Source organism: Paenibacillus sp. 10L310, assembly GCF_056395745.1.
Genome location: NZ_JBFTKC010000001.1, coordinates 291,239 through 304,373, shown reverse-complemented (window position 1 = coordinate 304,373; position 13,135 = coordinate 291,239). Strand labels below are relative to the sequence as shown.

Annotated in this window: 21 protein-coding genes; all 21 read right to left on the bottom strand. The window is 41.9% G+C overall.

The features are described from left to right. Positions 1-92: 92 nt before the first annotated feature. Entirely contained in the window at positions 93-653 is a 561-nt protein-coding gene (locus AC1DE7_RS01620) for a GNAT family N-acetyltransferase (protein WP_477533601.1), read from the bottom strand. A 27-nt stretch (positions 654-680) separates the two neighbouring features. Next, a complete protein-coding gene (locus AC1DE7_RS01615; RefSeq protein ID WP_282318854.1) occupies positions 681-1,103 on the bottom strand; it encodes a YhfM domain-containing protein in 423 nt (140 codons plus the stop codon). Positions 1,104-1,206: 103 nt separating this feature from the next. After that, complete coding sequence (locus tag AC1DE7_RS01610) at positions 1,207-1,887, bottom strand: zinc dependent phospholipase C family protein (RefSeq protein ID WP_282318855.1); 681 nt, start codon at positions 1,885-1,887, stop codon at positions 1,207-1,209. Positions 1,888-2,021: 134 nt separating this feature from the next. Further along, complete coding sequence (locus AC1DE7_RS01605) at positions 2,022-2,801, bottom strand: hypothetical protein (RefSeq protein WP_340032269.1); 780 nt, start codon at positions 2,799-2,801, stop codon at positions 2,022-2,024. A 108-nt stretch (positions 2,802-2,909) separates the two neighbouring features. Beyond that, the gene (locus AC1DE7_RS01600; RefSeq protein ID WP_164783126.1) at positions 2,910-3,065 is read right to left on the bottom strand and encodes a hypothetical protein; all 156 of its coding nucleotides are present in this window, start codon (positions 3,063-3,065) and stop codon (positions 2,910-2,912) included. A 178-nt stretch (positions 3,066-3,243) separates the two neighbouring features. Then, the gene (locus AC1DE7_RS01595; protein WP_127544653.1) at positions 3,244-3,573 is read right to left on the bottom strand and encodes an HIT domain-containing protein; all 330 of its coding nucleotides are present in this window, start codon (positions 3,571-3,573) and stop codon (positions 3,244-3,246) included. Between the two features lie 17 nt (positions 3,574-3,590). Beyond that, positions 3,591-4,034: an NUDIX hydrolase gene (locus AC1DE7_RS01590; RefSeq protein WP_390925994.1), complete on the bottom strand. Its 444-nt coding sequence runs from the start codon at positions 4,032-4,034 to the stop codon at positions 3,591-3,593. Between the two features lie 57 nt (positions 4,035-4,091). Continuing rightward, on the bottom strand, positions 4,092-4,682 hold the full coding sequence (locus AC1DE7_RS01585; RefSeq protein ID WP_127544656.1) for an HD domain-containing protein: 591 nt from the start codon (positions 4,680-4,682) through the stop codon (positions 4,092-4,094). A gap of 23 nt (positions 4,683-4,705) precedes the next feature. Beyond that, positions 4,706-5,545, bottom strand: a complete 840-nt coding sequence (locus AC1DE7_RS01580) for a GNAT family N-acetyltransferase (RefSeq protein WP_340903081.1) — start codon at positions 5,543-5,545, stop codon at positions 4,706-4,708. Positions 5,546-5,598: 53 nt separating this feature from the next. Further along, on the bottom strand, positions 5,599-6,618 hold the full coding sequence (locus AC1DE7_RS01575) for a phosphotransferase (protein WP_477533600.1): 1,020 nt from the start codon (positions 6,616-6,618) through the stop codon (positions 5,599-5,601). Beyond that, a complete protein-coding gene (locus AC1DE7_RS01570; RefSeq protein WP_477533599.1) occupies positions 6,581-7,033 on the bottom strand; it encodes a GNAT family N-acetyltransferase in 453 nt (150 codons plus the stop codon). The genes AC1DE7_RS01575 and AC1DE7_RS01570 overlap by 38 nt, the downstream gene beginning before the upstream one ends. A gap of 4 nt (positions 7,034-7,037) precedes the next feature. After that, positions 7,038-7,799: an aminoglycoside adenylyltransferase domain-containing protein gene (locus tag AC1DE7_RS01565; protein WP_477533598.1), complete on the bottom strand. Its 762-nt coding sequence runs from the start codon at positions 7,797-7,799 to the stop codon at positions 7,038-7,040. Positions 7,800-7,825: 26 nt separating this feature from the next. Next, positions 7,826-8,719, bottom strand: a complete 894-nt coding sequence (locus AC1DE7_RS01560; protein WP_477533597.1) for a PhzF family phenazine biosynthesis protein — start codon at positions 8,717-8,719, stop codon at positions 7,826-7,828. After that, positions 8,712-9,377 (bottom strand): Type 1 glutamine amidotransferase-like domain-containing protein, encoded by a 666-nt coding sequence (locus AC1DE7_RS01555; RefSeq protein WP_477533596.1) that lies wholly within the window; start codon positions 9,375-9,377, stop codon positions 8,712-8,714. The genes AC1DE7_RS01560 and AC1DE7_RS01555 overlap by 8 nt, the downstream gene beginning before the upstream one ends. 20 nt (positions 9,378-9,397) lie before the next feature. Continuing rightward, a complete protein-coding gene (locus AC1DE7_RS01550; protein ID WP_477533595.1) occupies positions 9,398-9,940 on the bottom strand; it encodes a GNAT family N-acetyltransferase in 543 nt (180 codons plus the stop codon). Between the two features lie 41 nt (positions 9,941-9,981). Continuing rightward, positions 9,982-10,356, bottom strand: coding sequence for a hypothetical protein (locus tag AC1DE7_RS01545; protein WP_340903071.1), 375 nt, complete (start codon positions 10,354-10,356; stop codon positions 9,982-9,984). Next, on the bottom strand, positions 10,353-10,868 hold the full coding sequence (locus AC1DE7_RS01540) for a nucleoside deaminase (RefSeq protein WP_036610381.1): 516 nt from the start codon (positions 10,866-10,868) through the stop codon (positions 10,353-10,355). The genes AC1DE7_RS01545 and AC1DE7_RS01540 overlap by 4 nt, the downstream gene beginning before the upstream one ends. Before the next feature lie 94 nt (positions 10,869-10,962). Further along, on the bottom strand, positions 10,963-11,532 hold the full coding sequence (locus AC1DE7_RS01535; protein WP_127544685.1) for a phosphoglycerate mutase family protein: 570 nt from the start codon (positions 11,530-11,532) through the stop codon (positions 10,963-10,965). A 14-nt stretch (positions 11,533-11,546) separates the two neighbouring features. Further along, complete coding sequence (locus AC1DE7_RS01530) at positions 11,547-12,038, bottom strand: NUDIX hydrolase (protein ID WP_340903068.1); 492 nt, start codon at positions 12,036-12,038, stop codon at positions 11,547-11,549. Next, positions 12,035-12,220 carry a hypothetical protein gene (locus AC1DE7_RS01525; RefSeq protein WP_036610391.1) on the bottom strand — a complete coding sequence of 62 codons (186 nt, stop codon included), beginning with the start codon at positions 12,218-12,220 and terminating at the stop codon, positions 12,035-12,037. The genes AC1DE7_RS01530 and AC1DE7_RS01525 overlap by 4 nt, the downstream gene beginning before the upstream one ends. Before the next feature lie 38 nt (positions 12,221-12,258). Further along, positions 12,259-13,098 carry an adenylyl-sulfate kinase gene (locus AC1DE7_RS01520; RefSeq protein WP_253506780.1) on the bottom strand — a complete coding sequence of 280 codons (840 nt, stop codon included), beginning with the start codon at positions 13,096-13,098 and terminating at the stop codon, positions 12,259-12,261. Positions 13,099-13,135 lie beyond the last annotated feature (37 nt).

The window sequence follows — 13,135 nt, the reverse complement described above, 5'->3', positions numbered from 1 at the left end:
TGATACAATGTACGAACAATCGTCCACGATCGATGCAAAAAGATAAAGAGATGACCCCTATACAATACAGGTCGTCATCTCTTTTGTTCATTTCATTTTACTATAAAATCCTGTACTTCACACAGCCAAACCCTATGATCTGTTCCTTCTCCCCAATAGTTGTTCGCCACCACATAGGGTTCACCGAATTTGCGTTGCCACTTCTTCTGTGCGATCTGGTAACCGCTATCCAGGCAGAATTGCTGAATTCCCAGCCGTTGCAGTTCAGTAACCAGTGCAAGAATGAGCGCCGAACCAACCCCCTGTCCTTGAACCTCGGGCAACACATACAGGCTACCCAGTTCTCCGATATCGTTCAGCCGGCCCTCTGTACATTCTCGAATCTCCTTACCACACGGTCCATACGAGATTGTGCCTACAATAACATCTCCCCTTTTGGCGACGAGGAAAAATACACTTGCATCTATATTGTCCTTTGCTTGCAATGCCTTGTGAACCATCGCTTTTTTCTGTGTTATTTCATCCTGAATATCATCTAGAAGCGAGCCTATTCCCTCCTGATCAAATGCTGCGGGAATGGTTGTCTCGAACACCTGATACACTCCATCTGCATCCGATCGCGTCAAAGGTTCAATGGTAATTTTGTCATCCACAGGTTCTTCTCCGTCCCATATACCTTCTTAATCTATACGTCGCTGAATCAGTCTTCTTAGTTGATTCGCATCCTCAAGAGGAATGCTATATCCAGTATGCGTGTCTTCCTCGTTTACTAACAAGCCTTGCATCTTGGGATCCATTCCTAGTGAAAAATCATACCGTGTTATCGAGCTGTCCGCATTTGTTATGCTCATCTTGTACTGCGTACCATAATCAATAATACCCGGCATACGCTCTGCCTTATGTATTGCATCCATCATGATTCGAATCTCGTCAGGTCGATCAAACTCAACATCTTGGCATGGTTCCGAGGCAAGGTTGGGATTACACGTTAAAGTGATCAGTACAGGAAGCCCTTCTTCCGCGTTCGATTCATTCGGTTGACTGCACCCTGCAATGAACGTGGCAAGGACAAATACGAGCAACACTCCTACATATTTCACCATACTGCGTGCCTCCCTTACTTAGTATTAAATAAACTAGTAATGAGTAGAGAAGTAATAAATACAGTATATAATGAAATGACTCAACTGCACTAACTATCTATATTCATATCAAGTTACGTAACTCCGGGTCCCATGAAGACAACATAGAGATCAGTCGCTCTACGGTCTCTTCCACAAATACTTGAACTCTCTCACCCGTGATGAACTCAGGAGTAATTCCCGGTTCTTCCCCATTAAGAAAAGAAAACGTGTGGTCCCGCCAGCGCACAATCTCATCAGCAGTTAAACGGTCCGTCATGTCATAACCCGGTGAGCTGTTGAGCACCTGCCATACTTCTTCGCTCCAACTTGAACCTTGATAGAGATTAAAATCGATCTGGTCCGTCTCCTGGTAATATAAACGCGCTAGTTCATCCTTCGATCTGCTACTGCCTGTATGATGGTCTACCTTGTTGACCCGTTCGACGAATTCGGGATGCACACTACGGAACCAGTAATAGTCTGTTAGCACATGCATAAAGTATCCTCGCACAAAGCACTTCCATCCTTCATCGGTAAGTTGTTGCATATAGCTTGAGTAGAGATCCTTCAGTTCACCAACATAATCTCCATCATCTTTCGGGTTAAAATGGGTGTATTCCTTATCATCTCTGGTTGTACCTTCGCGCATATGTATGGAATCTGGGGCGATGTTCCCCAGATAGAATGAACCTCGATCAGCCTGCATTTGCAGCGAGTCTGCAATCAGATTAGCGATATTGAGATGAACCATAGGTAACGGCATAGAGTTAATCTCCTTTTATCGGGAAGTATTCTACTATACTTAGTAAAAAGAAACGATATAACCTACTGGTGCAACGCAGATCACTGGAATAGTGAGACTTCGATGTTCCACCTTTTTTCACCGTAGATGCGTGATTATCCCTGAATTCTCTCCACTTGCATGCGGTCAAACAGCTGCTCCAGATCCGTATGGTACTCCGGGTGCTCCTTCACAAGCAGACTAATGTATTCCGACCCACATTCATAGAATACTAGACGATTAAACGGAGCTGTATCTCCAAAATGATTGCTCTCCTGCCCGAATTTTGCCCGAATCAGATTCTCAATATAACGCGCGTAACCCTCGTTCCACTCTAACCAGCTCCAGTACTCGGCTTGTTCTTCATTTAATGAAGTGAACAACGCCTTTCTAGCTGTCTGTACTTGTGTCAGGTCTTTACTCTTCAAAGCAGACAACAATGAGTTAATCCGTTCCACAACGATTTCATCTTCATACGGAAATTCATAATCCAGTTCCCATGTCACACGCTTCAGTTGGTCCATTTTATGTTTAATCTGAAGACGGTTCACGATCCGTTCATCATATTTCTCATATACATAACAATGAACATATTCGTGGAACAGATAAACTTTCTGCTCCAGATCTTTGAACGCTGTATCCGTTACAATCGCACACATTCGTCCGTTCATATGATGCACCGGCATCGCAGCAAGGCATTCATCTGGAATATATAAATCGTCCGGTACCGTCTTCACCCACTCATATTGCTGCGTTTTGGACGAATAATCATAGATATATAATAAAGCTTCATAGGCTACAACCACTGGATAATGTTCTGCAAACAAAGGATGTAGGCTAACCAAGTCTTTCTGAAGCTCGTTTAACTCGTTAATTTGCTCTAAAAAAGCATCCATGTCATTAACCCTCTCTTTACTGGATTGATGCGTTAATCATACTAGATCAGGAAAGATAAAACACTGAGAGAAAAATGATAATTCTGTTCGAGTGTGAGATGGTGAACGTTAAAAACGCTCTCCCCGTTTCTCATACAGGTAGATATCCAGTGCCTGAATCCCACGTCGGGCTAGCTTAATAAACAGGATCAGCGCATACACGCCCAGTCCATATAACAACACATTAATCAACATTGCAAATATCGTAACTATAGAACCAACCATCATTATTATTCCTCCTAATTGACCCTTTTAAATGTTCACTCCCTATTCTAGCATATTTTTCCTTAGTTCATTTTTGGGTAGATGTAAGAGTTGTTTGGTATGTTTAGTGGTTCAAAACGAAAAAACTTCCACATCCGTATGTGAAAGGTGGAAGTTTTGTAATCCGGTATACAGTTTCCTAAGTTCGCTCACCACTGACTATATGCCAATGCTGATGCTTCGAGTCTTGATAACTGCCCAAGTTAGTTATAATCTTCGACGAGCCTGTCTGAGCTAACAAGTCAGCAGCAATCTTTTTAATGACACGCATCATTTCTAAGAGTAGTTCATCATTATTCTCTTCCTCTTCTGAAATGAAGGACTGAATATGAATCTTGGGAATCACCACGATATGGTGTTCGTAGTATGGTCGGGTATGGTGATAAGCCATAACGTTATTTGTTTCCATGACAACTTTGACTTGCGTTTTACCACTCAGCACCTCATCACAATAGAAGTCCTGCGTCATAACATACCCTCCTCTTACTAGTTAGTTCTAATATATCCTGCCTTCTTCAACACATATTCCGTAAACGGATTGATCTCAGGGATCGGCTGATTCAGATCAAAATATCGGAGTTCCAGCCCTTCATCATCCAAAATGGTTGGGCTGCCCTTGATACCTGAAGCTTCATAAACAGCCATGACGTTGTAAACTTCATCACCATGTGGGTACTGATAGTACATGTCCTCACCTGAAAAAATGCTAATGAGTTTGAATGATTCCGCTCTCAGTCCGGCCTCTTCATACAATTCCCGCGCAGCTGTTTCCTCCAAAGACTCCCCGGGTTCCATGGATCCCCCAAGTGTCCCCCAATCCAAGCTATCTGTACGTTTTTGTAGCAACAGGTGACCTTCCTCGTTGAACACGAGTACACATGAGCCCGCCATAATTAGAGGACGCGGGCCCACCAGTTTTCTTAGCTCCATGATATACCCCATTCATGCTTCTCCCCCATCTTCAAAGTGCATACGTGAAACCTACCCTTATGATTTGGTCAAGATTCCCTGATCTACGGATTTCTGAATAAGCTGCTGCGCATACTCCCACAATGTTTCGGAACCGTTCGCAATCTCACGGTTTCTGTTTAATACCTGATCACTTGTAATGTTATATTTCTGCCACGTATCTCCCTCATTCTGATGATTATGGATCAGAGGCTGCAACCGATCCAGAGATGAGGCAAATTGTGCTTCAGGCGTCTGCTTTGCTTCAAACTCTAACCATAAATAGAGTAGTTCTTCCGCCTGTTCCTTAGGCAATATACCAAACAGCCGATGAGCTGCTTTGAGTTCACGATCATATTTATCCGTGTGTCCCACCGTATCATAAGCGAACGTATCTCCGGCATCAATCTCGACCAGATCATGAACGAGAAGCATCTTAATGACTTTGAGGATATCCACATCCTTGTTGGCATGACTCTGCAAAACCAAGGCCATCATCGCCAGATGCCAGGAATGCTCCGCATCATTTTCAAGTCTCTCACCGTGCATAATTCTCGTCTTTCGTTCAATCGTTTTGAGTTTATCAATCTCAATGAGAAAGTGAATCTGATCCTGTAATGATTCGCTCACAGCACATCCTCCTTCATACCCATCTATGTGGATAGATCATACCAGTAAACTCTATAGTTAAAATCGAGTGACATCCCCACATCTTGTGCCAGACGAATTGAGCCTGCATTGTCCGGTGAACAATCCCAATACGGATGTATACCTACACGACTGCATTCTTCCACAAAAGCTTTTGCCACCATCGCACCATAATTCCTTCTTCTGTAGACTTCAACCGTTTCAATATCAACCGCATGTGTCTGATCTACGATAAATGCCGAAAAGCAAACACTCGCGATATCATCGTTATGCACTGCAATATAGCCAAAGCCATGTTGTAAAAAATCATCTATTGTCTTCCAAAAGTGAGAGATTTTATCTTTCAGGAATGGAGAATTGTTATATCTTTTCTCTCCTAATAGTACTTCATCTATCCTGAGAATTCTGACTTTCTCGTCCTGTGAAGCACATATGTCGAGAGGTGCTTGCTGACTTATCGAATTTGGATTCAACTTGAATACATGCTGAATATCACTGGAGATATCTCTTTTCCCGGAGATGTGCCGAAGAACATCTTCCCAGGCTTCGTCCACCACACCAATTTCAACAGCATGCATATGTAAGTCCAATAACTCAGGTTCAATACGTTCCCGCATGTACTCTTTCAATTCATTCAGAAAGGGCTCACTTCGAGAGTCGCCGATCAACTGAAAACCAGATTGTCCATGTACCCAAATTAGAGCTGCTGTGATATTCTCTGCATCATCTACATAGATCCGTCCCGGGTTCAAGCCAGACGCCACCGCCTTGACTTCAATATTCTGACACGAGTCCGTGAGATGTTTTACTTTGTGGAAATCATGTTTATTAATCTGGGTAATCATAGGTTCATTCCTCCTATAACGACAGCTCAGGAATTATTACATCAAGCGTGTAATCAAACCAAGTATATATTAAGCAACTCTTGAATCCTAAGATTATGCTTTTCCAGCCAATTCATGTTCCTCTCAAACTGTTCAATCATAAATGTGAAGTTGTGTTCAATCGTTGCTCCGGCATAATACTGACCAATATAGAAATGAAGTACTGCTATATAATAGATTTTTGTAAGTAAAGGTAAGTAACTAAACTCAAGCGCTGAATGCTTGCGTTCACTTCCATATCCTTGAAGAAAGGACTCAATCATTTCCATTGATCCTTGGGATTCCTGAACCACATGGTTAAAGCTAATTGTGAATTCCATAAACGCAGCATCCATACCAATAAAATCAAAATCCAGTACACCAGTGATCTCCTCATTCTGAGCCAGCAAATTATAAATCAACAAATCATGATGAACCAACTGTTGTGGTAATATCTCTAACTGCAGATTAGAACTCATAATTTCTTTGATCATTTTCTGATAAAAGGTAACCTTTGAAACTGATAATTCAAAAGGTAGATTTTCATAAAAAACTTTAATCGATTGACGATTAGCTAACGGATGAATTTCGTACACTTTAGTAAATGAAATTCCCCTGTAAACTTGCTTGCCTATTGGGAACCCTTGCATTCGTGTCGAAAACTCACCCACCAGCTGCCCAAACTTCTTAGATTTGTCTACGCTAGACAATTGGGGTACAGTACCTTCTAGAAAGGTAGTAATAGCCGCAAGCGTCCCATTTTCTAATAATAAATAGTGTCGGCCATCTATAGCACTATGAAAAAGTGGGATCTGAAACGAAGAATGAGTGCTTTCAAGGAAAGCTGTCACTTTACATTCCAGTTCAATACCATCGATCGTTTTGAGATGTCTATTATAGATACGAACGATAAACCTCTGTTCTTGTATTTCAAGGATTTTGGTCGTATTCGTCAAGCCAAATGGAACGGCTCTCAAGGTATACTCGATATCTTCGAAATAATGAGAAATGATTTCATTAAATCTTATATTCATAGATTCTTGTCTCTTCATCATCAAGCAAATATCCTTTACCGATATAGGCCCAGTTATTTTTTTCATAATAATCAGTCAGATCAGTACACAAATACAGCTTGTCATACCCTTTTGCTTTCACCTCATTCATCGCATGGGTCTGAAGTTGTCCACCCAGATTCTGGCCCCGATATTCTGGATCAACATGAAGACACGCAAACCAGGGAAAAAGATCCTGCCTGCTATTCAGATCACTTCGCAACAAAGCGCACCCACCGATAATTCGGTCTCCGTCCAACATCACATAAAATCTTGGTACATCACTCTCTGTATCCACAGAACGGTCTATACAATCCCGATAGAAATGGAAGCTTGATTCCGAGCCCCATTGTTTCCAGAAATACTGTACTGCTTCTTGCAACACCTCCGGCTTCTGCCGAATATCAAAAATTTGCAAAATGTTAATCTCCCTTCAATTGGATCTGATTCAACATATATTTCGCATACTCCCGAAGTAAGGCTTCACTCAAATTCACATTCTCCAAATCACCATTGTACTTTGCAAGACATTGTGAGATGACTTCCTTGTATTTAGTGGGAAGGTTTGTAAGTGCCCATTCTCCTGCTTCTCGCTTGGAATGAATGACTGAATCTTTCACGTACAAAAGAACCCGGGATAGACTCAATACATAGTAGACTGGGTTGTCCGCAATTTCTTCCATAGCTGAACTCACGTCCGATGTAATTGAGGCAATCATATGTTCACGATTTTCCGGTTGGAACAGATCCTTAATGGGTTTACCATCCAGCACAATACCTCGATCATAGATGACAGCCATATGTGCTACCAGATCCGGATCTTCATATCCACCACAGAGATATTGCTCATCCGTTCGATATTTCTCCCGGTGATAGGCAGAATAATGAAATTCGAAAGGAGTAGGGTATGCCATACTTACAATCGTAGATTCCAGTACAATACTGAGTTCAAAACCTTTCGTAATGTGCATCTCATCTTCAATATGCATTAGCTTTTTTGCTATCCTTCGATAAGTGTCGGCAGATCGCTTTTCCCGGCTAACGACCAATATATCGATATCACTCTGATTTGGATGAAAGCATCCCATGGCCATGGAACCGTGTAAATATATTCCCACCAAGGCATCCGTTAATTCTTCTTTCAAGACACGAGTAACGCTATCTAAAACAGTCTTTTCATTCAATAACAGTCTCTCCTTTATGTAGAAGATCAGGTGTCCAATTCAACGTTCAGTTCACGCACAAAAACAGCTGTCCCCTTCATTCTGACATCCATATCCTCACCATCCCGAATCACACTCACTTGAACCTTTCCATCTCTACCAATCTCATGCCCTTGCTCTACCACAAACTGTACCTCATCAATCTCCGGTTTCACATAGGTTAAATAATAAGCACCCATCACCCCGGAGGCTGTTCCAGTCACTGGATCTTCCGTCGTACCAGAGTATGGTGATGAAAAATGTCTGGCATGCATCATCGCATCGAAATCACGGGTTTCGAAACAAAAGGGATGCAGGGAAGCTTTGGGATTCTCAATTAAAATTCCTGGGAACAGGGAAGAATCCGGTTTCATTTTCATAAAGGAGTTCAGTTCACGAATCGGGATTAATAACGTCCAGGCTCCTGTACTTCCATAAACGATTGGCGTAGAAAGGTCAACATCATCCAGAGTGAGATTGATGGCGCTTACCAGCTTCTCGATATCCCCCTGGAATGGTATAAACTGCGGCTGATCCTGTTTCATTTCCATGTAAATGGTGTCGGCATTGCGCTCAAATCGTATGGGTAATGTACCTACATTGGTTTCAATCGTGATTAACTCTTTGTCACTCAACATCCCACGCGTCTTCAAACCATACAGTGATGCCATTGTGGCATGACCACACAGATTAATCTCATTCCCCGGTGTAAAATAACGTAGTCTGACGTCAGCTACTTCAGAGTTCAACACAAATACCGTCTCATTAAAACCAACCTTATAAGCGATCTGCTGCATCTCCGTCTCACTGAAATGATCAGCATCAAAAACCACTCCTGCCGGGTTACCTTGACCCGGAACGGTAGAGAAAGCATCATAATGATAGACCGTAATATTACTCATGACCAGACCCACTCTCTCTGTAATCTAAGAGACGCACATGTCCATACAACTCTATGCTTTCACCATCCATTACAAGCCCGCCACCATCTTGGCACGCATAAACCGCCGTACGGTTAACGCGCGTATACTCTCTTAATGAATTCAGGGTATCTTCCGAACCATCCCAGTGCGGTGCAATCTCAAAATCAACGAGCCCCAGCGCTTTTATATCATTCAAACCCACTTTATTTTCATCTGCATCTTCCCCATACCCAGCTATCTCTATCGTAGGTGTAGTCAGAACACTGCCTGCGCTGACCCCAATCAGAATGCCGCCACTCTTCACATACGAACGTAGCAAACCAACCATATTTCTCTTCTGTAATAAACTTAGAAAATAAAACGTATTTCCGCCGGATAGATGAATCGCATCACATTCGAAAATAGCACCAAATGTGCTCTCCTCATACTCCAGATCAAGATCATAATATTGCAGGTTATCTATTCCTATTTGATTATAATAACGTTTAGTATGTTCATAATATTTCCGCTCCGGGTCAGAGCACGAAGGGATATATCCGATGGAAGGCTGTTCACTGTTGAATAAGCTTCGTATTCTCTGATCCAATTTATCATTAGACTCGAAGAGCAAATCACTTAACAGAACCAACGTAGTCATCTTATTTCCTCCCGTACCTATTAGACTGACTTAAATTCTCTATCCAAAATCGAGAAAAAGTACTGGTCGGTCCACTGATTGTTCCACCATAGCTCTTCCTGGAAGATGGCCTCCCGTGTCATACCCACATGCTGCATCAGTGCGGCTGAGCGAACGTTTTGTGAATTGCACATGCCGACGACCTTATGAGCTTGTAACTCTTGAAACGCAAATCGTAACAAAAGACGGGTAGCCTCGCTCCCATATCCGTTGCCTGCGTATTCTGAAAGTACAGCGAATCCAAGTTCCCAGCTTTTTCGGTAATCCACATAACTCCACATCTGAACTATACCAATGGGGGTATCTTCCGGATCATTTATGCGGCGTATAACGAAATCATAGGCATATGGTTTCTCATCTGCGAGAGCAAAATGGCTGCGATATTTCTCGCGAACCTTCTCCTCATCCGTCTCAACAGTTTCCTCAAAGCTCCATATGTTTGCGTCACATTCAAGTTGACATATGAAGTCGAGGTCCTGCTCTGTGACTGTTGTTATTCTTACTTTCTCTCCCACGAATTCCATATGAATTCATCTCCTTTGGATTATGCCATCGTTCCCATAGACTACTGCATTTGCCCATTAATATACCTTCTGTGACTTGTAGCTGCTTCCTGAACCCACAAATCCAACTCCACTCTACTAACAAAAAAATTATCCTGAACCTTAATGAACGGAAACATTCTCCCATCAAAGAAACCTGACACCGTAAAACTCCCTTGCTCAGCCTTAATAATACTCATCACCTGTTCTTCAGTCATACTTAGATACTCGGCAGTTTCTTGAATCGTCATTAATGCTTTATCATTAGGTACTTTTTGCTCTGCTGCCTGAGTCAGTTCACTATTTCTCTCCTGAGTCGTTAGCAATATACAGCCAATAATAAACGAAATACCTAAAATGACACTGGCTATAAGTATAGAGAACGGAACAGATTTCATTGTTTAGGAATCTCCCACTCTGTATTGAGCACACCTCTACCAATATTCCATTTGGCAAGCAAAGCCCTCTGTCTGTTTTCCAGATCAAGATAGGGTGCTGCAACACAGGATAACGTGTCAAACATATGGATAAAATGAGGCCCTTCCTTGAAACGTCGAAGCCCTCCATATTCTTCATCATCTGCTGCCCATACAATCTTCTTAATCCCCGACATTAATATGGTGCACGAACACATGGGACAAGGCTCACAGGTAGTATAAAGCGTCAAGTCTTTCTTCTTCGAGAATTTCTTCTTCTCTACATCCAGCAAATGTTTTCCTGCCCGACGAATGGCATCCACCTCAGCATGTGCGGTGGGGTCGCAATCCGAGAAAACTCGGTTCCTGCCTTTACTCACGACAATCCCATCCACATCCACGATTATCGCACCAATCGGATACGTTCCTTCAATAAGTGATTGTTCTGCTTCTTCCAGAGCCAAAGTTAAATATTCATAATCCGATAACTTCATTTGAAAGTCCCCCTAAGTGCAGTTATAGTCGCTTATAAAGCAGATTCCTTGTCTAATGTGTAGTAAAAGAGATTGACGGAATCTCCTTAGATCGTTAAAAGTTCCTGATCGTGTACTGCTCTGCTTCACCAAGAAAATCACTTTTGGTTAACTCTTTTTCTCCGAGTAACATCCTGTAGTTCGATATCGTACCATCATGTGAAATGATAAACGTATTGCCGCTCTGTTGCCTGCACCACTCAAGAAGCTGTTCAGCTAATATCTGGAACCGATCTGCATCCATCTGATTAATACTTTCTTCCCAACAATCCAACCCCAAATTAAGCATTCTTATGTCAGTATACTGACGACTGAGCTCTTCCTTGGAATAGATCTGATCACAGATGAAAGGAACAAACTCTGGATTCTGAGGAAACATTCTTGGGCCAACCAGCGGGCTGAAGAATACAAGATTTTTGTTAGTGGTTAGGAGTTGTGCTGTTTCAATAGTACGTTTCGTTGGACTAACCAAAATGACGTCTTCAGGCGCAAAAACCACTTGTTTACGCAACGCTATGACTTGACTTTCTCCCAATTCAGTGAGGCCAGGATGCAGACAATTTAATTGGTTTGGATAATCCATCAAGTGTTCGCCATGACCATGACGAATAAATGTAATGTCCATAGGCACCTATTCCTCTATTTCTGAATGAAGTGTTTGATGCCTTTTGCATCAAGAAGGTTAGTCAGTTCCTTTTTCAAAAACACAGGATATACTTCCATCCGCTCCAGTTCGTCCAAGGAAAACCATTGGAAAGTTAACTTACCGTTATCTTCTAAACCTTTGAATTCAGTTTCACTATATAGCTTATGGGCTTCCGGCAATGTGATGAGATAATAAAAGCCAACTTCATGATACTTCAGGCCATCATATTCAAAGAAATCTTCACTAACATATGCGAGCCTTTCTGCTTCTACATGAACACCCAGTTCCTCCATCATTTCTCGTACAATAGCCGCTTCTGTTGTCTCGTTTAATTTCACCCGACCTCCGGGCAGATTCCAGAAATCATCCTGTTCAGTCGTATGCAAAAGAACTCTTCCCGCATCCATCACAATACCTGCCACACGGAAGTTGAATTTGTTGTTATTTTGTTCATACGATACATTATTGTTATCTGCAGTGGTCATCTCGCTGACCATCCATCAGCAAATCCGTCCATGAATCCCATGATGAATGAGGGAATGATGAGTACGAGCAATAAAATTAAACTGGCTATGCCCCATCTAAGAATTACTTTCCGTTTGCTTCGAACACCTATAATAATTAAGATTGCGGTTGTTGCAATTAAGGCTACTCCATAAAATGTCATAAAACTGACCTCCGGTATGTATTCGTATTTCATTAAGGTTACTGCAAAATCTTTTCTAGTTTGCGCCTACAAGCCTCGCGGTCATAATCCGAATTATCCAGCCAGACCTTATCCATCTGAAGTAACCCATAGATTTTGGACTCTAAATTCTTTCTTTCCTGCAAAACCTGTACCGTACCTTCAATACCCTTATAACCCTGTGCTTGCCCAAGACCCTGATTCGTATAGTAGTCAATAAAACCTTCTGACCATTCTTTTGGTCTTTCACTAACTGCCTTATCAAATGTATAGGATATATCTTTCTGGTCGATATAGATGAGAAGCGGATTCAGATCATGAATGATACGCCCCAGTTCCAATACATACTGCACGTTCTGCTCTTTGGATTGATTGCATTTTACAAGACCCATAGTTAGTGGATTCTGGATAAAACAACACTCAAATATCGTGATGCAGTCATCATTCGTGCTTAACACGTTTTGGGCGAAATCTTGCCACTTCTCGGTGATCAGCTTAACATTTTGCTCAAAAGGAATTTCGTAAATATCTCGGCTGAAAATATCCTGTACAATGTGATCGGGCAAATCTATTCCCCACTGTTCTTTCATCTTACGATAAGGAATCAGGAAACCTTGATCATGGACAATCGCATTGCTTTCCAAAATCTCTCTGTATTCTTCATGTGTTTTCAATAAAGCCTCGAAGTCTCCAGCATAATAAAAAGATACGCCTTCGTAATCAGCAGGGTGATCCAAGTCCCCTTCTTGAAATAGTTGTACCGTCTTGCCTTGTTCTATCAAAATTTCGGATACCATATTGGCAACCGTCGACTTGCCTGAACCCGGTAACCCTTCAATGAGTATTAATCGCCTATCCATCATTACATCATCCTTTAGGTTGTATAAAATTTTCAGC